The sequence below is a fragment of the Paraburkholderia sp. HD33-4 genome (assembly GCF_021390635.1).
Classification (GTDB): domain Bacteria; phylum Pseudomonadota; class Gammaproteobacteria; order Burkholderiales; family Burkholderiaceae; genus Paraburkholderia.
Genome location: NZ_JAJEJS010000002.1, coordinates 753,759 through 777,559, shown reverse-complemented (window position 1 = coordinate 777,559; position 23,801 = coordinate 753,759). Strand labels below are relative to the sequence as shown.

The 23,801-nt window shown below is 56.7% G+C and carries 21 protein-coding genes; 5 read left to right on the top strand and 16 right to left on the bottom strand.

The features are described 5' to 3' along the window. Positions 1–3: 3 nt before the first annotated feature. The 7 genes from L0U84_RS23425 to L0U84_RS23395 all read right to left on the bottom strand — a co-directional run bounded on the left by L0U84_RS23425 (position 4) and on the right by L0U84_RS23395 (position 8,052). Positions 4–759, bottom strand: a complete 756-nt coding sequence (locus L0U84_RS23425) for an SDR family NAD(P)-dependent oxidoreductase (protein WP_233856717.1) — start codon at positions 757–759, stop codon at positions 4–6. A 150-nt stretch (positions 760–909) separates the two neighbouring features. Continuing rightward, positions 910–1,860: an NAD(P)-dependent oxidoreductase gene (locus L0U84_RS23420; RefSeq protein ID WP_233853029.1), complete on the bottom strand. Its 951-nt coding sequence runs from the start codon at positions 1,858–1,860 to the stop codon at positions 910–912. After that, the gene (locus L0U84_RS23415; RefSeq protein WP_233853027.1) at positions 1,860–2,234 is read right to left on the bottom strand and encodes a carboxymuconolactone decarboxylase family protein; all 375 of its coding nucleotides are present in this window, start codon (positions 2,232–2,234) and stop codon (positions 1,860–1,862) included. Before L0U84_RS23415 ends, L0U84_RS23420 begins: the two co-directional genes overlap by 1 nt. A 126-nt stretch (positions 2,235–2,360) precedes the next feature. Further along, the gene (locus L0U84_RS23410; RefSeq protein ID WP_233853025.1) at positions 2,361–3,857 is read right to left on the bottom strand and encodes an aldehyde dehydrogenase family protein; all 1,497 of its coding nucleotides are present in this window, start codon (positions 3,855–3,857) and stop codon (positions 2,361–2,363) included. A gap of 68 nt (positions 3,858–3,925) precedes the next feature. Further along, a complete protein-coding gene (locus L0U84_RS23405) occupies positions 3,926–5,308 on the bottom strand; it encodes an MFS transporter (RefSeq protein WP_233856715.1) in 1,383 nt (460 codons plus the stop codon). Positions 5,309–5,497: 189 nt separating this feature from the next. Then, complete coding sequence (locus tag L0U84_RS23400; protein ID WP_233853023.1) at positions 5,498–6,502, bottom strand: amidohydrolase family protein; 1,005 nt, start codon at positions 6,500–6,502, stop codon at positions 5,498–5,500. Positions 6,503–6,888: 386 nt separating this feature from the next. Next, entirely contained in the window at positions 6,889–8,052 is a 1,164-nt protein-coding gene (locus L0U84_RS23395; RefSeq protein ID WP_233853021.1) for an acyl-CoA dehydrogenase family protein, read from the bottom strand. A 680-nt stretch (positions 8,053–8,732) separates the two neighbouring features. Between L0U84_RS23395 and L0U84_RS23390 the strand changes: the two genes are divergently transcribed. Continuing rightward, positions 8,733–9,560 carry a FadR/GntR family transcriptional regulator gene (locus L0U84_RS23390; RefSeq protein ID WP_233853019.1) on the top strand — a complete coding sequence of 276 codons (828 nt, stop codon included), beginning with the start codon at positions 8,733–8,735 and terminating at the stop codon, positions 9,558–9,560. Between the two features lie 482 nt (positions 9,561–10,042). On the opposite strand, the gene mdtD is transcribed toward L0U84_RS23390, so the two are convergent. Further along, entirely contained in the window at positions 10,043–11,470 is a 1,428-nt protein-coding gene (gene mdtD / locus L0U84_RS23385) for a multidrug transporter subunit MdtD (protein WP_326491222.1), read from the bottom strand. 51 nt (positions 11,471–11,521) lie between these two features. On the opposite strand from mdtD, the gene tnpA reads away from it, so the two are divergent. Continuing rightward, a complete protein-coding gene (tnpA, locus tag L0U84_RS23380) occupies positions 11,522–11,938 on the top strand; it encodes an IS66-like element accessory protein TnpA (RefSeq protein ID WP_267940024.1) in 417 nt (138 codons plus the stop codon). After that, on the top strand, positions 11,935–12,102 hold the full coding sequence (gene tnpB, locus L0U84_RS23375) for an IS66 family insertion sequence element accessory protein TnpB (RefSeq protein ID WP_408426680.1): 168 nt from the start codon (positions 11,935–11,937) through the stop codon (positions 12,100–12,102). The genes tnpA and tnpB (L0U84_RS23375) overlap by 4 nt, the downstream gene beginning before the upstream one ends. Before the next feature lie 12 nt (positions 12,103–12,114). On the opposite strand, the gene L0U84_RS23370 is transcribed toward tnpB (L0U84_RS23375), so the two are convergent. Beyond that, on the bottom strand, positions 12,115–14,208 hold the full coding sequence (locus L0U84_RS23370; RefSeq protein ID WP_233847935.1) for a recombinase family protein: 2,094 nt from the start codon (positions 14,206–14,208) through the stop codon (positions 12,115–12,117). Beyond that, on the bottom strand, positions 14,186–14,383 hold the full coding sequence (locus L0U84_RS23365; protein WP_233847938.1) for a hypothetical protein: 198 nt from the start codon (positions 14,381–14,383) through the stop codon (positions 14,186–14,188). Before L0U84_RS23365 ends, L0U84_RS23370 begins: the two co-directional genes overlap by 23 nt. A gap of 300 nt (positions 14,384–14,683) precedes the next feature. Between L0U84_RS23365 and tnpB (L0U84_RS23360) the strand changes: the two genes are divergently transcribed. Both tnpB (L0U84_RS23360) and tnpC read left to right on the top strand, forming a co-directional pair. Then, on the top strand, positions 14,684–14,902 hold the full coding sequence (gene tnpB, locus L0U84_RS23360) for an IS66 family insertion sequence element accessory protein TnpB (RefSeq protein ID WP_049789866.1): 219 nt from the start codon (positions 14,684–14,686) through the stop codon (positions 14,900–14,902). Between the two features lie 29 nt (positions 14,903–14,931). Next, on the top strand, positions 14,932–16,524 hold the full coding sequence (gene tnpC, locus L0U84_RS23355) for an IS66 family transposase (RefSeq protein ID WP_233853016.1): 1,593 nt from the start codon (positions 14,932–14,934) through the stop codon (positions 16,522–16,524). Between the two features lie 354 nt (positions 16,525–16,878). Here the strand turns inward: tnpC and L0U84_RS23350 are convergent, their stop codons facing one another. The 6 genes from L0U84_RS23350 to L0U84_RS23325 form a co-directional block, all read right to left on the bottom strand. After that, entirely contained in the window at positions 16,879–17,178 is a 300-nt protein-coding gene (locus L0U84_RS23350; RefSeq protein WP_233853015.1) for an antibiotic biosynthesis monooxygenase family protein, read from the bottom strand. Between the two features lie 774 nt (positions 17,179–17,952). Further along, positions 17,953–18,717: an alpha/beta fold hydrolase gene (locus tag L0U84_RS23345; RefSeq protein WP_233853014.1), complete on the bottom strand. Its 765-nt coding sequence runs from the start codon at positions 18,715–18,717 to the stop codon at positions 17,953–17,955. A 34-nt stretch (positions 18,718–18,751) separates the two neighbouring features. After that, positions 18,752–19,651 carry an NAD(P)-dependent oxidoreductase gene (locus L0U84_RS23340; protein ID WP_233853013.1) on the bottom strand — a complete coding sequence of 300 codons (900 nt, stop codon included), beginning with the start codon at positions 19,649–19,651 and terminating at the stop codon, positions 18,752–18,754. 197 nt (positions 19,652–19,848) lie between these two features. Beyond that, positions 19,849–20,181 carry a carboxymuconolactone decarboxylase family protein gene (locus L0U84_RS23335; protein ID WP_233853011.1) on the bottom strand — a complete coding sequence of 111 codons (333 nt, stop codon included), beginning with the start codon at positions 20,179–20,181 and terminating at the stop codon, positions 19,849–19,851. Positions 20,182–20,330: 149 nt separating this feature from the next. Next, positions 20,331–21,653, bottom strand: a complete 1,323-nt coding sequence (locus tag L0U84_RS23330) for an MFS transporter (RefSeq protein WP_233853009.1) — start codon at positions 21,651–21,653, stop codon at positions 20,331–20,333. A 149-nt stretch (positions 21,654–21,802) separates the two neighbouring features. Beyond that, complete coding sequence (locus L0U84_RS23325) at positions 21,803–22,951, bottom strand: porin (RefSeq protein ID WP_233853007.1); 1,149 nt, start codon at positions 22,949–22,951, stop codon at positions 21,803–21,805. Positions 22,952–23,801: the final 850 nt, after the last annotated feature.

Genomic DNA, 23,801 nt, shown 5'->3' with positions numbered 1-23,801 from the left:
GGCTTACAGGCTGCTTGTCAGATGGCCGCCATCCACGACGAGAACGGTTCCGGTCATGTAGCGGGACGCGTCGGAGCCGAGCAGAAGCATCGGTCCATCGAGGTCTTCGAGCTGCCCGAGACGTCGCTGCGGGATGCGTTTAATGAGTGCTTCGCCGGGGGGCGTCTGCCAGAACTCCTGATTGAGCTCCGTTTCGATGTAGCCTGGAGCAATCGCATTGACACGAACGCCATGACGCGCCCATTCGAGCGCAAGCGATTTGGTCAACTGGACCACGCCCGCCTTCGAGACGGCGTAAGGCAGCACGTTACCGGCCTGGCGCAGGCCCAGAATCGACGCGACGTTGACGATCGCGCCTTTGCGAGCTTTCAGTGCGGCGGCAAGTTCGACTGCGACGAAGAACATCGCTTTCAGATTGGTGTCGATGACGGTGTCCCAATCGGACTCCGTTTGCTGCAGGGCGGGTTTGTCGATCACGACGCCGGCGTTGTTCACCAGCACATCCAGTTCTCCAACGCTCTCCGCCATCGCCTTTCGCGCTGCCGCATCGTTGACGTCCGCCTGTATGCACGTCGCGGTACCCCCCTCAGCCCGCAGGCGCTCGACGATTTCTTCGAGGACGCGCAGACGTCGCCCGACCAGAATGACTTCGGCCTTGCAGGCCGCGAACAGGGAAGCAAAGTGAGCACCCAGCCCGCTCGATGCTCCGGTGACCAGAACGCGCTTTCCCTGCAAATCACAGTTCAACTCAGACCGCATGACATCTCCACATTGGTCCACGCGATTGCTGGACAATACTAAAGAAAGAATTGTTGCTTTTTTCGCTCAATCGAGAAGGTCGAAGAGCACTGCCCGATTCTGATCGGCCTCGAAGCAAACTATTGCGAAATTCCCTCGACGCCACTGGCGTCACTGCCTCGCTGCCGCTAGCGCACGATTCAGTGAGTCGGAGTCGACTTCGATCTTGACGCCTGCACGCTCAGTCTGCAGCTTCAAGAATGCTCGTGAGTCTTGATCACCCCAACCACGTGCCAGAGCTTCAGTCATTTCTTCAAGCGTCATGTTCGCCAGTCGCATCGGAACACCCAGTTCTTTCGCCAGACCGGTTCCCAGACCCATGTCTTTATGAGCGAGTTTGAGCGCAAACGCCGGCGTTTCGAACTTCCCGGGCAAGAATTGATTGGTAAGCATAAACAGCGGTGACTGCTTGCCGACCACGCCGAGACGCAACGCCTCCCAAAGATCGAGCGGTTCTACACCGGCCTTAACGCCAACGGAAAAGACCTCCGCCATAGTCTGGAGAATCATGTAGCCAGCCATATTGTGAGCCAGCTTCGCAACTGTTCCAGCACCGATCTGGCCGACATATCGCGCCTTATCCGCAAAGAGACGAAGCAAGCTTTGATGGCGTTCGAAAACTTCCTTGTCTCCGCCAATCCATAGCGCGAGATCGCCGGATGCCGCTCCGGCTGGGCCACCACTGACCGGCGCATCAAGCATCGCGCCACCCTTGGCTTTAAACGCGTCATAGATACGACGATTCAACGACAGGGCATTAGTTGACAATTCGAAGAGCGTAAGGCCGGGCTTCATGTTTGCCAAAATGCCATTCTCTCCAAGAACAACCTCCTCAACCTGGGGAGGTCCGGGAAGCGAGGTGAACGCCACGTCGACCTGGGAGGCAAGGTCTGCAACGCTTTCCGCAGCGCGTGCACCCAACGCTACGAGTGCTGCTACGGCCTCAGCATTGGTATCGAAGACGACCAGCGGTGCACCACCCTTTGCCAAATTCGACGCCATCCCGCGCCCCATCCGCCCCATCCCGATAAAGCCGACTTTCACTTCATTCATCGTGTTCATTACTTGACCTCCGAAAACACCTGGCGCGCGACGCGCATACCGCCGAAACCTGCCGGCATGCCCGCATATACTGCGACTTGCAGAAGACACTCCTGAATCTCAGTCCGGCTAAGCCCATTTTTCAACCCGGTTCGGATGTGCCCAGCCAACTCCTCTGGCCGATTAAGTGCTGCGAGCATGCCAATATTCAGGATGCTTCTACTGCGACGATCGAGTCCCCGGCGGCCCCAAACCGCTCCGAAGCAAAATTCCGTGACCAGCTCCTGCAGGGGGAATGCGATGTCGTCAGTATTTGCGAACGCGTCGTCGACGACCTTGTCGCCCGACAGTTCACGCCTGAGATCCAAACCTCGCTTGAAATTTTCAGTTTCCATCGAATGCTCCGGTGTTTCAAACAAAAAAGAGAAGCCTTGATCGCACGTCTAAGGCGCGACTCATCGCTTTATACGACGCGACGAACATCGTTTCGTGAGCAACTGACTGCAGCCGCTGAATCGACCTTAGCTATCAAGATCGAAGTTCACCGTCTTAATCTCGGTAAACGCTTCGATAGTCGCCCAGCCGCCCTCCCGACCTATTCCGGATCGCTTAACCCCGCCCATCGGAGCGTTAGGAACTGTGGAATATCCATTGATGCCCACCGATCCGCTTCGAAGGGCTCTTGAAACGCGGAAGGCGCGTGAAATGTCACCGGTATATACAGATGCAGCGAGACCATAATCGCTATCGTTAGCGATTTGGATCGCTTCATCTTCGTTGTCGAATGGAATTAGTGACAAAACGGGCCCGAATATCTCCTCTTGCGCAATTCGCATCTTGTTGTTCACATTGACAAAAAGGGCAGGATTTATCCAATTGCCGTTACTAAGCGCGCCTCCTGGGCTACCGCCTCCGAACGCCAATTGAGCCCCTTCCGACAACCCAATATCGATGTAACTCAAGACCCGATCTCGATGCTTTCGGGTGATCATTGGCGCAGACGTCGTAGCGGCATCAAACGGATTGCCAAAGTGGATAGTCTTTACCTGTTCCCGCGCGTGATGCACAAATTCGTCGACCAGCGACCGATGAACGACGGCACGGGTTGGCGTCCAGCATACCTGCCCCGAGAGAAACATCGAACAAAGACTCATCAGCGTTTTGGCGGCTCTCTCGACATTCGGTGCATCTGGGAACAACAGCGCCGCTCCCTTGCCACCGAGTTCTAACGAGACCCGCTTCATGTTAAGCCCGCTCACGCTGAGAATCTTCTCTCCGACCGCCGGACTGCCCGTAAAGGTCACCTTATCGACGCCAGGGTGAGATGACAGCGCTGCCCCGGTGGCGCCACCGCCTGTCACGAGATTGAAGACTCCCGGCGGGAGGTCACTTTCGGCGAAAATCTGAGCGAGTTTCAGCGCAGCGAGGTTTGTGTTCTCGGACGGCTTCACGACGATCGTGCACCCGCATGCGAGCGCCGGCGCGACCTTGGTAGCGAAAATCGAGATTGGACCATTCCAAGGCAGGATCGCGGCGACCACGCCTACAGGCTCACGAAAGGTCATGTACTGCATATTCGATGAGCTCGAATACTGGGGATACGTTTCGCCGTTGATCTTGTCAATCCAGCCGACATAGTGCTCGAAGATGCCCGCTACAGCCTTTGCGGATGCGCGCGACTCGCGACTGAATGTGAAAGGCAGACTGTTATCTAACGTCTGCATCTGCGCGAGGACCTCCTCTTCTTCGTAGATGCGGTCGATAATTCGCTGCAGAATGCGTCTCCGTTCTTGGGCCGGCATCTTCGGCCATGGGCCCTCGTCAAACGCCTTACGAGCTGCAGCAACCGCCAGATCTACGCCTCGCTCGCCCGCTTCCGGTATGCACGCCATCACCTCGTTGGTTGCAGGATGAACTTGATCAAAATGTGTGTCCTGCCACTCGTGCCATACTCCTCCGATCAGGAGTCCAGTTCGAATTTGCAGTGCATCGCGAATGGGTAACAGACTGAAAGACATAGTGGCCTCTTGTTTCCGATGTTTAAAATTTGCAATTTTTCGCTCTGGTCAGCGCACCTGGAAGCGCGTCATCGAGATGAAACGGTCCGAACCTCGCGTGGCTCTCCGAACTGATCAACGCGATGTGATGCCTCCATTGCCATTGACTTCTTGGCAGCCAAATGGCGGAGCGTCAGGACAGTTAAAGCTGCCAAAACGTCCATTCCAGCCAAGAGGTACAAACCGCTGCTGAAACTTCCTGTCGCGTCTTTGAGAACTCCCATAATCCACAATCCCGCAAAACCACCGAGGGCGCCGATTGAATTCACAACGGCTACGCAGCCTGCCATCGCCACACCCGACATCATCGTCGAAGGAAGAGACCAGAACGCGGGCACACAACCGTAAGCACCCAAGGCAACAACGCAGAACGCCAAAATTTTCACGGTGAGGTCAGAGGTAGTCCCTGCGCCTACTAATCCCACCGCAGCGATCAGCAGAGGAATTGCGGCATGGAAATAGCGTTCCTGAGCGACGTCGGAGCGCCACCCGTTGAACAGCATTCCGATGCTGCCAGCAATGAACGGAATTGCCGAGATCAAGCCGGTTTGCAGGTTGCTGCGGCCGAAAGCACCTACAATTTGAGGCATGAAGAACCCGATGGTGTACACCGTCAGGGCAATGTTAAACATCACGAAGCTAAGCAGCAGGACCTGAGGCGAAGTGATCGCACTCTTGAAGGTGTAGTCTGGCGCGTGTCGCTTCACAGCACGTTCTTCTGTCTCCAACCGGTAGGTGAGAGAGTCACTTTCCTCCTTTGTGAGCCACCGCGCTTCAGTCGGCTTATCGGAAAGAACTCTCAACACAAGACCAGACAGAACAATTGCAGGCACAGCCTCCACAATGAACATCCATTGCCAGCCGCGCAAACCAAGAACGTTATCAAGTCCAAGAAGAGCACTGGATAGCGGGGTGCCGATCACGAAGGTCAAGGTACCGGCCACGTTCAAGTAGCCCAACACCCTGCCGCGGCTGTCTGTTGGAAACCATTGCGCCAAATAATAGACGACGGCCGGGTAGAAGCCTGCTTCTGCGGCGCCCAGCAGAGCTCGCATTACATAAAAGCTGATCGGGCCCTTCACAAAGGCCATTGCACCTGCTACCAGTCCCCATGTGAACATGATGCGGGCAATCCAGCGCCGCACCCCATAGCGCACCATCAAAAGGTTCGAAGGAACCTCCAGGCTGAAGTACATAAGAAAGAAGATACCAGCACCAAAACCGAACATTGACGCAGTCAGGGCAAGGTCCTTGTTCATCTGAAGTGCTGCGACACCGATATTCGATCGGTCGACGTAAGCGACGAAGTAACAGACTATTAGAAGCGGAAGAAGCCGCCACTTCGCCTTTTGAACGGCACGATTACAGTCTGGATCGCCCGGTTCAGTATTCTGTCTTTCGGAAATTAGCATCATGTCTCCTGCTATTTATTCCGGCTTTGTCCATTACCGGTCGTTGATCGTTCAAATGTTGTCAGATGATGTGTCGCATCGATGACGTCGGTGCAATGCTTGTGCAAGATTCAATTCAGAATTGACACATTCACATCGACGTCATCGACGTAACTGATGCATATCATCGGTTCAACTGATCTCACTCACCTATACATCAATCCTATAGACGCTCGCAGCCGTCTTGAAAAACAGAGCAGACTTTTCTTCATCGGAGCATCCAGCGACTGTTCGCTTCAGTGCATTCCATAAGGGTACGAATCCACAGGAGCGAGCGTCAGCCGAAAAATTGCTTTCCATCATGCAACGGTCCGGCCCGAAAGCAGCAATCGCTGATTCCACAAACGGCTTCCACACCTTCGCCAAGTTTTCTGAAGTAACGGGACCATCCTGCTCTTCAAATCCGAAATTCCAGAATGGCAATCCCAGACCGCCAATCTTGCAGAATACGTTTGGTCGCCTCGCGATATCGTTTAGATTTTCTTGCCATTCCTGGAAGATCCGTCGCCTGCCGTCGATATCAGTGTCCAATGCCATCGCAAGCCCCATATGGTTAAGTACGATGCGTACCTCTGGAGCCTCCTCCGCCACTCTCGCAAGCGCTGGCAACTGATGATGAAACACCGACGAATCGAAGGACAATCCACGTCTTCCAAGCGCCCGTAAGCCTTCACTAAAGAGCGGATGACCCATGACGCCACGTTGCGGACGATTTAAGATGTAGCGATAAGGTGCTTCGCTCGAATCCTCAATAGTTACCTGGCGAATTCCGCGAAAGCGAGTGGGAGCAACCTGCAGGGCAAGATCAAGGAATTCGCCAATTGCCTCACCATTAGTCAAATCGGCGTAGCCGACAATTGCCTCGCATGCCCGGCATGTTCCAAGTTTCCCACTTAGGGCCATCGCCGCCGCGCCGTTTGCGAACTCAATCTCGCCGATTGGCCTGAGAATTTCAGGACCACTTGGGCGGGCGAACGCCATCGTTTCGACGTAAACCGAAGCCACAATGTTGTGTCCCGCACTTGCATCCGACATGTAATCATCAAGCATGTAAGATAAGGTCGGATGAAGCCACAGGTGATGATGTGCATCGATTATCTTCAACCCTGGCTCGATGATTGGCTCGTCTCTGCCTTCAAGTCGTCGATTTTTCATCTGTCTCCGAACCCGTCACGTCGATTAATCGTTTCCGCGGACTGCTAACGCAATGTAATGAAGCCATTGCATGAGATTCGCTCACGTAATTTGAAAGCCAAGGCGAATTACTGTGATGGCAATCAAGTGGAAATATCCCGCTCCTCGTCGTCACACTTGACCGGTTTCACATCCATGCTCCATTGGCGATGACCATTCCATTTCGGCACGCGTGGTTCGACTTATCCCTGGGTTGCCTCAACAATCGATCAGTCCCCGCGCGGATAGCTTCTTTGAGGAAATCTGCTAATGCTCCTACATTGCGTGGATTAGGCACTTTTTGCAGTGGCCAGGAACCCGGCGACCACAGGACCGCCGGCCATGACCTTACAGTCGTAACGGCCCGGTCAGTACGACCTGGGCAGATCCAGAACCTTTTCGGCGATGAAGCACAGGATCATCTGCTCGGATACCGGTGCGAGCCGGGAAATCAGCACCTCACGCAGCAGCCGCTCCACGTGGTACTCCTTGGCGTAGCCCATGCCGCCGTGCGTCATGACTGCCTGCAAGGCCGCCTGGTAGCCCGCGCGTGCACCAAGCAGCTTGGCGCTGTTGGCCTCGGCTCCGCAGGGCTTGCCCGAGTCGTACAGGGCCGCCGCGTGGTTCGCCATCAACCACGCCGCCTGCAGGTTCACCCAGCATTCGGCCAGGGGGTGCTGGATCGACTGATTCATGCCGATGGGACGATCGAACACAACCCGATCGCGTGCGTACTGGCTCGCGCGGCGGACAGCATCTTCGCCGATGCCGATCGCTTCGGACGCCACCAGGATGCGCTCGGGGTTCAGTCCGTCCAGCAGGTAGCGGAAGCCCTTGCCTTCCTCGCCAATGCGATGCCCGTCAGGGATGAACAGGTCATCGATGAACACCGCATTGGATTCGACGGCATTGCGGCCGTGCTTCGGAATACGACGCACCTCAACCTTGGAGCGGTCAAGATCCGTATAGAAAAGGGTGATGCCGTCGGTGGGCTTGGCACCGTCCGATTTGGGGGCCGTGCGCGTGAGCAGGAGAATCTTGTTCGCCTCCTGGGCCGTACTGGTCCACATCTTGCGCCCGGTAACGCGGTAGCCGCCCTCGACCTTCCGGGCGAACGTCTTGATGCTTGAGGTATCCAGCCCCGCGTCCGGCTCGGTCACCCCAAAACAGACCTGGTCTTCGCCGCGGACCAGACGGGGCAACCACTGCGCCTTCTGCTCGGCCGTGCCATGCTTCACCACCGGATGCGGCCCGAACATGTTGATGTGAATGGCGGAAGCTGCCGTCTGTGCCCCATACAGGGCCACCGTGTGCATGACGATTGCCGCCTCCCTCACCCCCAGCCCCGCGCCACCGTATTCCTCCGGCATGGTCACCCCAAGCCAGCCGTCCGCAGCCATTGCGCGATGGAACTCCTCGGGGAATCGCTCCGAGCGGTCGCACTCCAACCAGTAGTCGTCGCCAAACCGCCGGCATACTGCGGCGACACCATCTTCGATGGCCTGGTCGCTCGACTCGAGCTGATCCGTCATGTCTCCTCCCTAGTGTCCCGAGTTAGAAATCCGCTTCAATATTTTTCTTTGCCAATTGGCGACCTACTAGTTGAATAGACCCAAAGAAGGCATGTGGTTTGCACGGCCTGGATCAGGCGGAAATACACGCCACGCACCGTCTGCGTGTCGAAAGAAGCAGAGCGCAAACGGATTACCCTCTTCCCGTGACGCTTCGACACGCACGTATCGTCCGTAAGCGCAGCGTGCGCGGCTGAACCGTGTTACCCGCGGCGTTGTGGTCAAAGTTGGGGCAAACCATTTTTCAACCATCGATCGCAAGGACATCTCAACAGTGTTCATCTGACTTTCCTCCGACTACATTCGCTCGAATCTGCCATGCCCATTTGAAGGCACCCAACGTTTTGCTGCGAACTTCTAACTCGGGACACTAGTATTGGTCGCTATCGCTTTGGTTGACCAAACTATAGGTTGGATATTTTATGAAGTCAAGCCTTCTCATCCTGTGCCTGCCCTGCCCGACGGGTGCCGCCCGCCCGGCGAGGTCACGGGCAGCGCTATCCCAGGACAAACCCGCATCCGCGAAACCAGTCGACTGTGACTCGCATGACGGGCAGTCGCCGCCGAAATATCGAAATATCGACCGAATTGACTTTCGGTGCTAGAGTGGAGTTTGGTCAACTAAAGTCATATCAAACCTCATGCAGCGCGATATCCGGGAAACAAAGAAATCGCTCACCGTGAGTCCGGTTGTGGTCCCGCGGGCGCATGAAGTGCTGGCGGGCCAACTGCGGGACCGCATCCTCAAGCGGGAGATACCGGAAGGCCAAGCCCTTCCTACCGAGCGGGAGCTCGTGGAGCAATCGGGCCTCACGCGCAGCGTCGTGCGCGATGCGCTACGCATGCTCTCCGTGGAGGGATTGATCCAAACCAAGCCAGGGCGCGCCGGCGGCAGTGTCGTGACACTGCCCAGCCACGACGCAATGGCATCGGCCATCTTCAGGTTCGTTCAGGGACGCCGAATCTCCATCCGGAGTCTTCAGGAAACGCGCGAGCTGCTGGAGCCGTTTCTTGCGCGACTCGCAGCGGAGCGACGTACCGAGGAACAACTCCAGGAGCTGAAGGCGCTGCATGAAGACCTGGTGAGCAGTGTGAACAGCTTTCAGGATTTCACGCTTGCCAACCTCAAGTGGCACAACGCGGTCGCCAGGGCAAGCGGCAATGAACTGCTGTCGACACTGCTCTATTCCATCTCTCACGGCGTGCAGCTGGCGACAATGGCTGAAGAATTCGACACGCCCGTCATCCGCAAGCAGGTCATCGAGGTTCATTCCCGCGTGAATCAGGCGATCGAGTCAGGCGACCCCGACGCCGCGGAATACGCCATGCGCAAGCATATAACCGCATCGCGACCTCATTCACTCGCGACCTTGTCGGCGCAGGTCCCGCTCGCAGAAGAAGTCGACGCATCTCAGCCCTCCTCGAAACCTCAAGGCCGCCCCAGGACACGAAGATTCGCCGAAAATTGATACCGCGCGGAGATAAAGGCGATCTCGAACGACCGTCCTGTATCGATTGCTCAGGTCCCAGCATAGGCGTCGGCCACGGAAAATGCCGCGCTTTGCACCACGATCTGATGTGCGCGCGCGGCCGTACACAGGACAGGACGGGTGATGTCAACATTCAGCCTTGATCGCCCACTGCAGTTCTACAGCGCGGTCGCATTCGCGCGAACCATTTCTTGCCCTTCTCGCCGCGCTTCGATATATCGAAGAAGTAACATGAGGAGCACGCTTGCGTAACCAACTAAATCGACGTTCCTTCCAGCTTGCCACATTCACGTGTCGTTATCGGGTGAGGACATCTCCAGATTACAAAGCTCTATTGATCTGTATTGGCAGCGACCGTAATCTGCGCGTTGCCGACCCAGTCGAGCCCAGTCGCACAACCCGGCGACAACAAATGCCCATCACGACCTGCCTCCGCCAGTGCGCGCCTGCGGTCGTCACTGTTAGCCTTCCAAGTCATCTACACTAACCCGCCCAGCATTCCCGGTATTCCCTAGATCGCTTGCGCGAGTTGCGAAGATACAAGCGGATAGCGCAGTTAGCACACCGAGGCAAGCGAAAGTTGCATGAAATGCGGAAAGAATATTCTCCGGCTTGTTCTTACCAATCAGCGCGGTAAATTGAGTCAGCAACACGCTTGCGACGGTCACACCAAGACTCATGGACAACATTTGCGTCAATGAAAATAGACTGTTTCCGCTGGAAGCACTGTTGTCATCCAGATCCTTCAGGGTGAACGTGTTCATTGCCGTAAACTGAACTGCGTTGACCATTCCGAAAAAAGTAAACAGCAATACATGCACGAATAGTGGCTGACCAGGATAAATGATCGAAAGAATCAACATGGAAGCACCGACCATGAGTGTGTTGCCAACCAGCACCCGGCGATAGCCAAACCTGGGAATCAGTTTGATCGCGACGCTCCTCGAAACCATCCCCGCGGCTGCGACCGGAAGCATCATTAACCCTGCTTGAGTCGGGGTATATCCTAGACTCACCTGCTGCACAAGAGGAAGCAGATAAGGCATGCCGCCGCAGCCGATACGAGCAAAAAGGTTTCCGGATAACCCAACCTTAAAGGTGGGGATCGAGAACAACTTGAGAGAATACAAAGGGCTTTGCACGGTGCGCGCGTGCGGTATGTACGCAAGAACACACGATACTGCGAACGCAAGAATGCCGATCACCGACAACCCCCGAAACCCAAGGTCGGAGAATCCATCGAGCGCGAATGTGATTAACAACATGCTCAATGCAAGGAGCGCGTAGCCCTTCAGATCAAATGGAAGAGATGACTTCGCGATCTGTCCGTCAGCCATCTGGGTGGCCGTCACCACGCATCCAATAACTCCCACGGGCGCGTTAATCAAGAAAATCCAATGCCATGAGGCAACATCGACGAGCCACCCGCCGAGTGTCGGTCCAATTAGTGGACCAACCAACCCGGGCATGGACGCGAAGCCCAGAGCGGCCAGTAGACGCTGGCGCGAAAAGGAATTGAGCAGTGCCAGACGACCAATAGGGGAGAGCATTCCTCCTCCTACTCCTTGAAGCACACGGAAGAGGACAAGTTGCCAGAGTGATTGCGCATTGGCACAAAGGACGGAGCTTGCTGTGAAAACGATGATTGCCCAGAAGAAGACGCGACGGGTGCCCATTCTATCGGCCAGGAAGCCCGACAACGGAATCGTCAACGCCATCGCTAACGAATAGGCAACGATCACTGACTGCATATGCAGCGGCGGCTCGCCGAGGCTTCTTGCCATTGCCGGCAAAGCTGTGTTGACGATTGTCGTATCCAGTGCCTGCATGAAAAACGACGCTGAGACTAACCACAACGTAAGCGTTGCTTGAGCACCGTCTAGACCGATGACGCCAGAGTGGACACAGTAGGCCCCACCAAACGAGTGGTGGAGACTACTTTGTCACCTGAGATAGCGACAGCAGCGAAACGGACGCGTAAGGGCACCCCCAACCACCCCATCGAGTTTCGACGGGAACTCGCCAGGCTGGCATGTGAACCGGGTGTCTCGGTCGCGCGACTGGCTCTGGAACACGGGCTCAATACGAATCTGTTGTTCAAATGGCGTCGAGCCTATCAGGCGGGTCAGTATGAGCCGCCGACACTGTTGCCGGTAGAAGTGGTGCACGAGGAACGTACGATTGAGAACGTGGCTGCGCTGCCCGTTAAGTCGCGGAGCAACGCCCAGCCGGTCGTCGCGGGAGTGATCGAGATTAGCGTCGGCATCGCGCGCGTGCGTATCGAAGGCACGCCTGACGCGGCCACGCTGCGTGTTGTGCTGCGTACCTTGCGTGCCGCGGCAGAGGCTGAGACGTGATCGGTCTTCCTGTCGGCACGCGCGTGTGGCTAGCTGCCGGCGTGACCGACATGCGGGCCGGATTCAACAGTCTCGCCGCCAAGGTGCAGACCGTGCTGGAACGTGATCCGTTCTGCGGGCACGTCTTCGTATTTCGCGGCAAACGCGGGAGTCTCGTGACATAGTGCATCCTTTGGTTAGAAACCAGGCAGCTTGAGTGATTTCTCTGCTTCCTGTCGGGCCTTGAAGTGAGGCGGTCGCCTTTCCTTGATGGCCCGTACACCTTCCCTGACGGCTTCGGAATCGAGCGCAGCAACAGGCACCTGCCAGGGCGCGGAGGGCATGAGTTGGGTCGCAGGCAGTATTCCCTCACGTATCAGGCGGTGAATCGAGCTTCCGTAGATTCCCAGTCGCCGTGAGGCCTCTTCCACGCTCATCGTCTCCGCATGCGACGCCGTTGGATCGAACGGCGCAATGCCCAGCCGTTCACGCATTTCGGTAACACGAACCGTGGTCCAGGTCTTGCCGTCTGGCGATTTGCATCGCATGCGGTTCATGGTCACCGCAAGCTCCCTGTCCGGCCACTGACCACCAAGCTTGCGCATGACCTCAACAGCACTGAAGTGTTGGCTGGACGGATATCGACCAACATTCACGCGTGCGACGCGCAGCTCCGTGTGCCGGCCACCGGTCCAATGAACCGTGGCGACAGCTTCGTTCGTGTCGTCGTCCAGATCAATCACGACCTCCAGAATGAGAATACGGGTCAGCCGCTGCTTTGTTCGCATGTCGGTGCCCGGCGCATTCCACGTCGCCGGGAGATCGTGCGCGAGCGTCATCAACTGTGTCTGGTCGATCGCGGGCCGGCTTGCAACCTCGCGGTCCAGAAGCGCTGCGCGCTCTTCGAGGTGAGCGACACGCTCGAGGGCCGCATTCCAGCGCGCTTCAAGCTCGCGTGCAACCAACCGCTTCATCGGATCGACAACCTCATACCGGCGTGCGGCGAGAGATGCGTCGTAGCGTGCTTCCTCGAGCTCACAGGCCAACGCACGACGCACATCGTCATCTGCGCGCGATATTTGCTGTGCAGCACGAATGGCCGCTTCCACCGCATGCTCCGAAACCACTTCGACAATCGCGGCCGCCACCGCCTTGTCGATACGTACTCCACCGATTCCGATGCAGCGAAATGCTCCGACATGTGCTTCGTCGCCGCGGCAGTAATAGCGATGCGCGTGGCCGGCTCTCATGCCGTAGTTGACTCGCATCATTCGACCGCACCGGCCACATCGCGCCAGGCCAGTCAGCAATGCGCGTCCGCCACGAGCAGATCGGCGGGAAGCGCGCTTCTTCATGTGTGTGTTCTCGGCGATCATCCTTCGATGCTCCTCGAACTGATCCCACGTGATATACCCTGGATGATGGTCTCGCAACAGGACGCTCCAGTCCTTCATCGGCTTGGAGTGACCTTCAGTCTTACGAGCCCGTCCGTCGACGACGGCAGTGCGTTGGGTCGTCCTTCCAAACACATACGCCCCAGCATAAACCGGATGTTCCAGGATCTGGACGACCGTGTGATATGCAGGCCGACTCCATTCGATCCGGACGCCGGCTGGGCCGTGCCGCGTGACGGGCAGCTTGACGTCCGATTGTATGGCCCATAGCAGCACCTGACGTGCGCTGCCGAGTTCGCGGAACTTACGGAAGAGCACCCGGATGGCCTCCGCAACCCGTTCGTCTGGATCGATCTCGATCTGCCCAAGCTCGTTCCAGCAGTAGCCCGGAGGTAGCGCGAAACGCAATTCGCCGCGCCGAGCCTTCGAATCACGGGCGGCAATGCCGCGCTGACGCAGCAGACTGAGTTCGTACTCCGACATCGTGCCTTTGAGTCCCAGCAGGAGCCGGTCGTTGACCAGCCTGGGGTCATAGATACCGTCGTGATCAACCACGACCGTGCCGACCAGTGCGCAAAGATCAATGAGATGGTGCCAATCGCGGCCGTTGCGCGCAAGTCGCGAGGCCTCGAGACAGAACACGGCGCCGACCGATCCTGCACACACTGACGCGACCAGCTTCTGGAATCCGGGCCGTTCGATACTGCCGGACCCTGAACGTCCAAGATCATCGTCGATGGTTATTACCGAAGCAAAGCCCATGGCCCGTGCAGATTCGGCGAGCGCGTACTGACGATTCTGGCTCTCCGTGTGCTCCACTACCTGGCTCATGGTTGACTGCCGGACGTAGACTACCGCACCTCGGCAGAGATGTTCAGCGGAGATCTTCTGGCTCATCGCGATCTCCTGGGTCGTTGGTGTTCGCCGGTTTGCCCAGCGCTTCCAGCAGAAGTGCCGCGAGCGCTTCGATCACTTCCTCCCGTCGATTCCCCACAATGTCTGCGTTGAACGTTGGGTCTCGGTGCAGTTCCAGCGGAAGTTGTACGCCGGGTTCTCTTTGCGGTCGTCTCATCGGAATGGCCCTCCGTTGACAGAGGTTCCGATGATCCTCCTGCGTCGCAGTGGCGCTTCCGGTCAGACAGGATGCGGCATAGGAGGGCCAGCGCATCCGCGCTCACCTGCGGCTCGCCGAGTGACATTGCCGAGCATGCCGACGCATCGAGCATCCACGCTGGCAATTCGCGGGAGATCTGTTGTGGAACGTCGAGATGAACCATCTGATTCCCACGACGCCCTGTACGGCGGACCAGTCTGTATTCCTGGCCATAGGCAGGGTGCCAGCGGTATGCGATCACAACGATTTGTGATCGGTATGTTGAATGTCGTGCGGCTTGGCGACCTGCTCAAGGTACTGTGGTGGAGCGGCGATGGCATGTGCCTGCTGATGAAGCGACTCGAGAAGGGGCGCTTCGTATGGCCTCAGGCAGACGGTGGCGTTATTTGCCTGAGCCCGGCGCAGCTATCGATGCTGCTGGAAGGCATCGACTGGCGGCAACCGACGAGAACGGCACGACCGACCTCGGCGTTGTAAACGTCGTTGCCGGCGCGTAAACTGCCTGCATGACGCGCGCGAGCCCACTTCCCGACGATGTCGAAACGCTGAAGGCGATGCTGCTCAGCCAGGAAGCGGCGCTGCGCGAGCGCGACGCACAAGTGCTCAAACTGCAGGAAACAGTCGACTCGCAACAAGCTGCGTTGGCTTCACGCATCGCCGAAGTCGAACACCTGAAGTTGCTCATTGCCAGGCTGCGCCGCATGCAGTTCGGCCGCAAGTCGGAGAAGCTGGACTGTCAGATCGAGCAGCTCGAACTGCGCCTCGAGGAGCTTGAGGCGGACGAAGGCGCGGCGCCGGTCGAAATCCCGAAGACGCCGCGCACAGCCGTGGAACAGGCACCGCGAAAGCCACTGCCCGAACATCTGCCGCGCGAGATCCAAACGCACCTGCCCGAGTCTGCCGTGAAGTGCACGGAGTGCGGAGGCGAGATGAAGCCGCTGGGCGAAGACGTCGCCGAACAACTTGAGTACGTACCGGCAAGCTTCCGGGTCATCCGTCATGTGCGCCCGAAGTTCGCGTGCGTGTGTTGCGACCACATCTCTCAGGCGCCTGCGCCGAGTCGTCCCATCCAACGCGGTCTCGCCGGCCCAGGGCTGCTGGCACACGTGCTGGTCTCGAAGTTCGCAGATCACGTGCCGCTTTACCGGCAGTCGGTCATGTACGCGCGAGAAGGCGTCGAGCTTGATCGCTCGCTGCTTGCGAAGTGGGTCGGTCACGCGGCGACGCTGCTGCAGCCGCTCGTTGAAGCGCTGCGTCGACATGTGATGTCGGCGACGAAACTGCACGCCGATGACACACCGGTTCCAGTGCTTGCACCGGGCAATGGCAAGACGAAGACCGGTCGCCTGTGGGTGTACGTGCGCGATGACCGTGCATCGGCCGACATGACGCCGCCGGCGGTGTGGTTTGCCTATACGCCGGATCGCAAGGGCATCCATCCGCAGCAGCACCTCGACTCGTTCAACGGTACGCTGCAAGCCGATGCGTACGGTGGCTACCAGGCCATCTACGAAACCGGGCGCGTCACGGAGGCGGCTTGCTGGGCGCACGCCCGACGTCAGTTCTATGAATTGCACGCAGCGCGCCCCAATGCGTTGAACACCGAAGCGCTTGAGCGTATCGGCGCGCTATACCGGATTGAGGACACCATCAGGGGCAAACCGCCCGACGAGCGCCGTGCGCATCGCCAGGAGCATGCGCGGCCGCTGCTCGATCGATTCCACGCGTGGCTCACTGCGACACTGGAAACGCTCTCGCGCAAATCGGACACGAGTCAGGCGATCCTCTATGCGCTGAACCGGTGGAAAGCACTCACACGCTATTGCGAAGACGGCCAGCTCGAAATCGACAATCTGCCAGTCGAGCGCGCACTACGCGGGGTGGCCATCGGTCGACGTAACTATCTGTTCGCTGGAGCAGACTCCGGCGGCGAACGTGCCGCCGCAATATACAGCCTCGTTGGCACAGCAAAACTCAATGGCGTCGATCCTGAGGCCTATCTGCGCTACGTGCTCGCACACATCGCCGACCACGCGATCAACCGCATCGACGAACTCACACCGTGGGGCGTCGCCGATCAGCTCCGCACTGCAGTCTGAAGATCACGATCTCCAGTCAAGACGTCGCTGGTGCCACGCTTACACCACAACGTGATAGTCAACCGTCGTTCATTCTGCTCTTCCTTCTGAATTTCTGGCGTGACCGGAGACTCTGGCATGGCTTCAAAGGCTGATTTAGGCGTTCAAATCTAAAGCGGACTGGCGCCGACCACTATCTGCGACGGCTATCGCCACATACTTAAAACAACTGCACAGGTGGAAAGTCGTTCCCGTTCGCGGGACGTCAGTGGTGACCGTGAATAAAACAATGCGCCGAGTGGGTAGAGTGAGTGACCGTTGGCACCGCTCGCCGGGCGGTGGCAATAGGCGCAGCAGACAATGCGCCTATTGCCACTAGCAACTTGCGATTATCTCGAAATGCTCCACGAGTGGCCGTTGTGCGAAGAACGGACTTACCAGTGTTTGCCACTCGGCGTAATCCGGAGAATGCCGAAATCCGAGCGTATGGTGTTCGACGGATTCCCAACACACACGTAGTGCGTATCGCTCTGGCGACTCGATACAATGACTGATCTCGTAGCTCAGAAAACCGGGCGCGTTTGAAAGAATATGGCGCAGCCCATGTGAGATCGCCCTCTGAAATCCTTCCTGGTCACTTGCCTTAATCTTGATATCAACGAGTTCGACTATCATGTTTTTCCCTTGTATTGGGAGAGTCCTTTTGGCTAACCAAGCAAATCCCGCGTGAGCATTCCGTTCCATCGCGGTACCCGAGCGCTGTGAGTGCGGGATCGACGATCCAGTCAGGGCACCAGCGCCAGCTTATTCGTGCCTTTCCGCCGCTGGCATTCCTTTGCACACCTTGGAAATTTTTAGGGGTACGGCGCCTGTTCTCCGACGGAGAAGATATCCGTAACTCTCCAACCCGTCGGCTTAGCATCTTTCTTTGCGCAGCATGTCCTTTCAGCTTCTCACCGTGGTTTGGCGTCCGCCGCCGATGTCCCACTGTGGACTGTGAACGCCGGCTGCGAGGCCGTTGACTGCGCCCTTCAGGTAAGCAATTGCGAGACATCCGGACAGGTAGAGAGTACAAAGGCTGATCCAAAGCCCCTTTGTTTTCATAGGTCCCCCTCGACCCGCGATCGCGAGACCTGTCACATATTCCAGTACCGATCGCATCAACCGTTACACCTCCGCCGTTGGCGTGGACTATCATCCGACATATCCGTCGGACATGGCTCGCGTTTGTTCATCCATCCGGGATCGCAGTCCGGTCCCATGTGCCTCCAACTACCACGCGCCACAGGCACGTCCGGTGCAGCATTTCCCTGCTTCCTGAAAGTCCAGGCAGGCGAAGCAATACGCTCAGGTGTAGGGGAACACGAGATCGCTTTGTCGCTATCTCCAATTCCGCCTGCGTAGCGACCCGCGATGCCAATCAAAGCATCGAAAATTATCTTTCCACTTTCACGACCCGGCCACCTCCAGCAACAAAATCACTAGCTCTTCCGGCTGCGTAATCATTGCGTCATGGCCGGTCGCGATTTCTTTGTATTTCCAGCCCTTCATACCCTTTGCAACCTCCCGCGAGTGCGCGGTATTTCGATGCAGCGGCTGTGTGCACGCAATGTAGGTAGCGGGTAGACCATTGCCAACCGGATGTTTCAGGAGCAATTTGTCGAAATAGGTTCGATACGGGTGCGGAGTGACCTTCGTCTTGACCCATTCGGCCATCTTGGGATCAGTGACGCCAAACGATTCCGGCGACCCGGGGGGAATGCTGACTCCGCCACTAGCCTGAGCTCGCTGTTTATAGATCTCAATGATTTCAGGTACGGCCGTGTCCACTGGTGCCTGACCAGATTGAAGAACTTGGGCGTCGAGATAGACGAGGTGACTTATCCGCTCCGGCATTCGATCGGCCAACGCGGAGATTACGGAACCAGCGAAACTGTGACCGACCAATACGACGTCATGTAGATCCTCGTAGCGCAAGACCTGTGCTACATCTTCGATAAACGTATCTAGAGAAGGGTTCGCACCAAGCAGATGCGATCTTTCGCCGAGTCCAGTCAAGGTCGGCGTGTACACATTATGGTTCAGCGAGCGCAGTCGTTTCGCGACACTCTTCCAGCACCACGCGCCGTGGTATGCGCCATGAACCAGCACGAAGGTCTTCTCCGAACCTTCATCTGCCATGTCACCCGCTACCTTCTCCATATCAGTTTGCATTTTTTAATCTCGTGGAAAGTTCACTATTCCGTTGTCAGTTTGATGCTTGTACGGGGACGACGTGAGTACCGGCGATACGATCGAACACCAAGGCGGCGGCATGCACCTGAGCATTGGCACCCAGCTCATTAATGCACATCTGGTAAAACTCGCGCGCGGAACTGCCGAAAAACATTGGCATTCCGGATTCACTCGCCATTTGGCACGCCAACCGCACATCCTTGTGCATGAGGCCGAGGGTAAATCCCGGGCTCACGTTTCCTTTGATAACATGCGGGGCCATGAATTTTTCCAGGAAGGCGTTGTTGGCGCCACCTGACATAAGGATCTTGCACGCAGCCTCGGGGTCGATACCGTTCTTTGCGGCCAACGCGACCGCTTCCATGGTCAAGAGGCGCTGGCTACCCGAAAGCAGGTTGTTAACAAGTTTGATGACGTGGCCGGCGCCGAGACCACCGGCATGGAATACGTTAGTGCTGATGGCGTGCAATATCGGTAGATACGCTTCGAATACCTCCGTCGCCGCTCCAACCATGATGGAAATTGTCCCTGCCTCCGCCCCCTTAATACCGCCGGTTACGGGTGCGTCGATGAGAGTGATACCGCGGTTCGCCAGTTCTGCCCCCATCCTTCTCGTCTCACCAGGGTCACCGGTTGTTTGATCTACAACCACCGTGTTACGACCCGCGCCTTGCACGATCCCGTCGGGTCCAAATAGTACCTCTCGGACATGGGCGGAAGTCGGAAGGCAAAGGAAGACCACATCACAACGCGCCGCGACTTCACCAGGACTTTCACACGCGACTGCACCCAGGCTGACCAGATTGCGGACAGCGTCAGGACTACGATCATAGACGACCAACGGATGAGTCAAGAGAAGCCGGCGAGCAAGCGCTCCTCCCATGCTGCCCAGTCCCACGTATCCCACGTTCATTTAAAGCTCCTGTAGTTGGGCGGCCCGCAGCGACCCTGCACGAACCGATCGCTCACCCCGGTGGCTACCTCTGCCCACCCTAAACTGATGCGGACCGCCTTGTCGCCGGAATGCGACTATGTATCAAATGCGTCCAAAAGCGCGGCACGTGCCGCTCCCCGAGCACGATGAATTGCGAACCTAATTATTCAACCGGCTCACTTATCAGCGAGAATCTCCCGCGCTCGCATAGCCGCCGTGATCGCGCTCGGCCAGCCAGAATAGAACGCCATATGAGTGATCATTTCAATCAGTTCCTCCTTCGTGACGCCGTTACGCAGCGCCCGCGGGAAATGCGTCGTCATCTGCTCAGTGCCCCCCAAGGCCACCAGTGCTGCGCACGTGATGAGGCTGCGATCTCGTTTTGAAAGCCCAGGCCTCTCCCAGATATCCCCAAACAGCACCTCGTCGGTCAATTCGGCCAGTTTCGGCGCGATCTCACCCAACTTCGCCCTAGCCGCGTTCCTTACCGGATCTTGTGAATCGGTCATTGCACACTCCTTCAATTTGTCAAATTACTGGACGAAAGCGACCTGCCAGCCGAGGCCACAAAAGCACTTCGCCGACTGCTGATCAACATGGTGCACCATAGAATTCGAGTCAAAGCGCATCCGAGGTTCGACTATCGAATGCGGTGATCTCACCTCGCTGTCTCCGCACCGTCTGGCATGTCGCTGTGGTTCGAATCTTCGGTCGAAGTACGCAGCTTCAGATGCCGAGTTTCAGGCACGAACTGGATGGCGAGCAACCCAACTGCACCCACGATCGCCGTGTAGACACCCGGCGCAAGAGGAGAGTTGAACTTATGAACCAGCCACGTAGCAATGAAAGGCGTTGTCCCTCCAAAAACTGCGACCGAAAATTGATAAGAGATCGCATGACCCGTCGCCCGATAGGCCGTCGGGAAGACTTCGAGCATCGCTGTCATTGAAGCTGCTCCGTAAATTCCGACCCCGATCCCAAAAACCACCTGTCCGATCAATGCGCCTTCGACGGTACCGGAGCTTGCGAGCCAGAGCGCTGGAAACGCGGAAAGCGCAATCCATACGGCCCCGAGCGACACAATTTTCTTCCGCCCAAAGCGATCACTTAGCGAGCCTGCCAGCGGAAGGGTAATCGCAATGGCTGCGATGCCAGCCGCGTTTGTAAGCAATGCCATGGTGTGAGGCATCTTTACCTGTGTCACAAGGAACGTGAACATGAAACCCAGCAAGAGATAGGCACTCACTGCAAGAACGGGCATCAGCAACAGGACGTGAACCATGCCCTTCGTACCTGAACGCGCTGCGATCAACATCGGATTTCTAGCGGCCGTCTCACTAGCAACCTCTTTGAATTCATCGGGTTCTTCCAGGCCGAGCCGCAACCAGAACCCAACAATACCGAGAAGGCCTCCGATAACGAACGGAGCCCGCCACACCCAATCCGTGTATGCAACTTTCCCTACAACATCTTGCAGCATGAAAAGAATCCCGACGCAGGCATTGGCGATGTAGCCAAACGCATAGGAAGCGCCTACCCAACGGCCTCGCTTAGCTTCCGAGGCAGATTCAATAATATAAGAGGCAGCGCCCGATGTTTCACCACCCAGCGCCATTCCTTGTGCGAAACGAAACATGACTAGCAGAATTGGGGCAGCGACACCAAGACTTGAGTAAGTCGGCAACAACCCGATAAATGCCGTACCCGCCGCCATCAACCACACGGTCCAGGCAAGCACCTTGGTGCGCCCAACAATATCCGCCAGGTAACCAAAGATTACTCCGCCGACGGGCCTTGCAAAAAAAGCAACCGCGTAGACAGCGAACACACTCAGCAGCGCCGCGGTCTTATCAGTTCCCGGAAAAAAATGCTGCGCGATAATTGGTACTGAAAACCCAAAGACAGCGAAATCGTAAATTTCAATGAAATTTCCAATTGATCCCGCCGCTAGTGTTCTCAGTGAAGTTGCCTTTTTCCTCATTGTCTCCTCCGTTTGATACAAGTACAGATGCCTCAGAGCTCAAATCATGAGTAGCACCGCTCGGCGAAGCGGGATTCGCCCTCTTGGGAAACGCCCTCACGACAGACGCCAGTCCCGAGGATAAATTTGAGCGTGGAGCCACGGTCCACTTAGAATTTGTGTCTTAGTCCTACGCGGACAAGCAGCTGGCTTTTGCTGGTCGATGCATCGGGTGCTGCACTACCGCCTTGACCGTACGCGTCCGGCGCAATGCTTGCGACTGTGGCGTCTCCTGCGGCTCTTTGATATACCTCAAGCAAATAGACGTCTGTCCGTTTCGATAGGAAATAATCGATGAGTGCGGAAATCTGATGGTACTTCGGCTGAGCGCCCGTCGAATCAAGTTTCCCATCTGTAAAGACGTAGCTTCCTGCAAGCAAAAGATTAGGTCGGATATAGTACCCCACGTTGAGATCGTAATTGGAGAACTTCAGGGTGTCGCCGGCTGTATCAAATTTCGTATTTGTGTATACGAAAGCCATTTTCACCGACCCGAAGGTATAGTAAGTACCTGCGGCCAGAATGTCTTGCTTTAGCACTGGGGACGTTAATCCATTTACGCCCAGCGCCGATTTGGTCGACAAATCGATATAATCTCCCGAAACGGCACCGGTGGTAGTCGAATTTGGCGAACTGAGCTGAGTGTAGGCAGCACCTACTCCCCAACTGCCGGCTTGGTAATTTCCGCCCAGACTCCACGCCCGATTGGTTGCGAATCCCGAACCGCTGTCAGTACTTGCTGTGTTGCTGAATGCGTACAGACCACCAAACGTCAGACCGCCAATATTGGGGCTCGCGTATTTGATCGTGTTGTTCAGACGCCAACTGCTGATGAGATTATCGTTGTCAAATGGATGCGCGACGCCGATGTACCAGTTACTTGAGGGAAGCGGCACGATGTAATCCACAATCGCGTCGTATTGCCGACCCATCGTCAACGATCCAAACCGGGTGCTATTTATTCCGACCCAAGATTGGCGGGCAAACATACGTCCCTGAGCCAGGCCCCCGTTAGCAATGGAAAAGCCATTCTCCAACTGAAATATTGCCGAGAGGCCGCCGCCAAGGTCTTCGTTACCTTTAAACCCCCAACGGTCGCCCTGTAATACGGTGGACACGGTGTAGTTCGGGTGACCATTATCGTTGCTGACGTAGTTCACCCCCACATCCAAAATCCCGTACAGCGTAATACTGCTCTGCGCGTGCGCCACACCTGCGATGAGTCCTACCGTTGAAAGCAAAGCGATCTGCTTCTTCATGACAAAAAGTCTCCGTTACATTTATTAATAATTTGTATAACACTGTCTACGGCCGAGTCATTCTCTTCGAACCTGGTGGACATCACGAGCTGAAGACAGCTACTTTGTACTCCTACGAAATAACTAGAGATCCTCCTCTCGCGCTTTAATTGTGAGTTCCGAAACACTGTCCATAAATTGATCAACGCTGCCGATCGCGACACCTTCCTTCCGCTCCGCCGCGTTCCTCACGTATTTTTACGCCAGGCCATCCATCAGCGGCCAATGCGAGACGAAACCTCTCTGGGAATCCCTCCAAGTCATCGCATTCCAACTTGTAGTTGTCACTAGATCGCTTACATACGTCAGTTACTCTGTCCCCAATTGAGTCGTCGCCCGATTCGAGTTCCGCTGCATGCCCCCTCCGCATGCCAATTGGTCGCCATTAACTTTGGTTGACCAAAATATAGGTTGGATAATTTCCCAAGTCAAGTGTGTTTACACCCGAGTTCACTCTCTCCGTCTTGCCGGTGTCCACTCGACTCGAGCAATCCGCCCGAGGCCCAGCAAGAAGACGAGGCTAGGCGCATAGGGCCGCGACACGATCCCAACGCCTCCTCGTTGTCCGCGGACAAGACGGCGAGGCGTGTGAGTTCGTTACTTTCTTTAGGCGTTGGATTACTTCGAGTCCGCCATCCCGCAAGAGCAGCCGAATCACGGCCGTACGGTCATCGTGAGGTTCGAGGCCAACTGCCATCCGGGCTTTGCTGTCGTGCTTCTGACGCCGGACGATGAGGGCCACGGCATCAACGAGGGAAAACTGCAGTCGCCGGCACGATAGATCGGGCCCCTTTATCGCGGCTACTTCATC

What these genes read in the sequence shown, in the direction of transcription:
- L0U84_RS23425 (WP_233856717.1), bottom strand. Translation starts at nt 759, where the DNA reads ATGCGGTCTGAGTTGAACTGTGATTTGCAGGGAAAGCGCGTTCTGGTC.
- L0U84_RS23390 (WP_233853019.1), top strand. Translation starts at nt 8,733, where the DNA reads ATGCAGCGCGATATCCGGGAAACAAAGAAATCGCTCACCGTGAGTCCG.
- L0U84_RS23325 (WP_233853007.1), bottom strand. Translation starts at nt 22,951, where the DNA reads ATGAAGAAGCAGATCGCTTTGCTTTCAACGGTAGGACTCATCGCAGGT.
- L0U84_RS23335 (WP_233853011.1), bottom strand. Translation starts at nt 20,181, where the DNA reads ATGACCGATTCACAAGATCCGGTAAGGAACGCGGCTAGGGCGAAGTTG.
- L0U84_RS23330 (WP_233853009.1), bottom strand. Translation starts at nt 21,653, where the DNA reads ATGAGGAAAAAGGCAACTTCACTGAGAACACTAGCGGCGGGATCAATT.
- tnpB (WP_049789866.1), top strand. Translation starts at nt 14,684, where the DNA reads ATGTTGAATGTCGTGCGGCTTGGCGACCTGCTCAAGGTACTGTGGTGG.
- L0U84_RS23370 (WP_233847935.1), bottom strand. Translation starts at nt 14,208, where the DNA reads ATGAGCCAGAAGATCTCCGCTGAACATCTCTGCCGAGGTGCGGTAGTC.
- L0U84_RS23400 (WP_233853023.1), bottom strand. Translation starts at nt 6,502, where the DNA reads ATGAAAAATCGACGACTTGAAGGCAGAGACGAGCCAATCATCGAGCCA.
- L0U84_RS23420 (WP_233853029.1), bottom strand. Translation starts at nt 1,860, where the DNA reads ATGAACACGATGAATGAAGTGAAAGTCGGCTTTATCGGGATGGGGCGG.
- L0U84_RS23410 (WP_233853025.1), bottom strand. Translation starts at nt 3,857, where the DNA reads ATGTCTTTCAGTCTGTTACCCATTCGCGATGCACTGCAAATTCGAACT.
- L0U84_RS23415 (WP_233853027.1), bottom strand. Translation starts at nt 2,234, where the DNA reads ATGGAAACTGAAAATTTCAAGCGAGGTTTGGATCTCAGGCGTGAACTG.
- L0U84_RS23345 (WP_233853014.1), bottom strand. Translation starts at nt 18,717, where the DNA reads ATGCAAACTGATATGGAGAAGGTAGCGGGTGACATGGCAGATGAAGGT.
- L0U84_RS23395 (WP_233853021.1), bottom strand. Translation starts at nt 8,052, where the DNA reads ATGACGGATCAGCTCGAGTCGAGCGACCAGGCCATCGAAGATGGTGTC.
- L0U84_RS23405 (WP_233856715.1), bottom strand. Translation starts at nt 5,308, where the DNA reads ATGCTAATTTCCGAAAGACAGAATACTGAACCGGGCGATCCAGACTGT.
- L0U84_RS23350 (WP_233853015.1), bottom strand. Translation starts at nt 17,178, where the DNA reads ATGATAGTCGAACTCGTTGATATCAAGATTAAGGCAAGTGACCAGGAA.
- L0U84_RS23365 (WP_233847938.1), bottom strand. Translation starts at nt 14,383, where the DNA reads ATGAGACGACCGCAAAGAGAACCCGGCGTACAACTTCCGCTGGAACTG.
- tnpC (WP_233853016.1), top strand. Translation starts at nt 14,932, where the DNA reads ATGACGCGCGCGAGCCCACTTCCCGACGATGTCGAAACGCTGAAGGCG.
- L0U84_RS23340 (WP_233853013.1), bottom strand. Translation starts at nt 19,651, where the DNA reads ATGAACGTGGGATACGTGGGACTGGGCAGCATGGGAGGAGCGCTTGCT.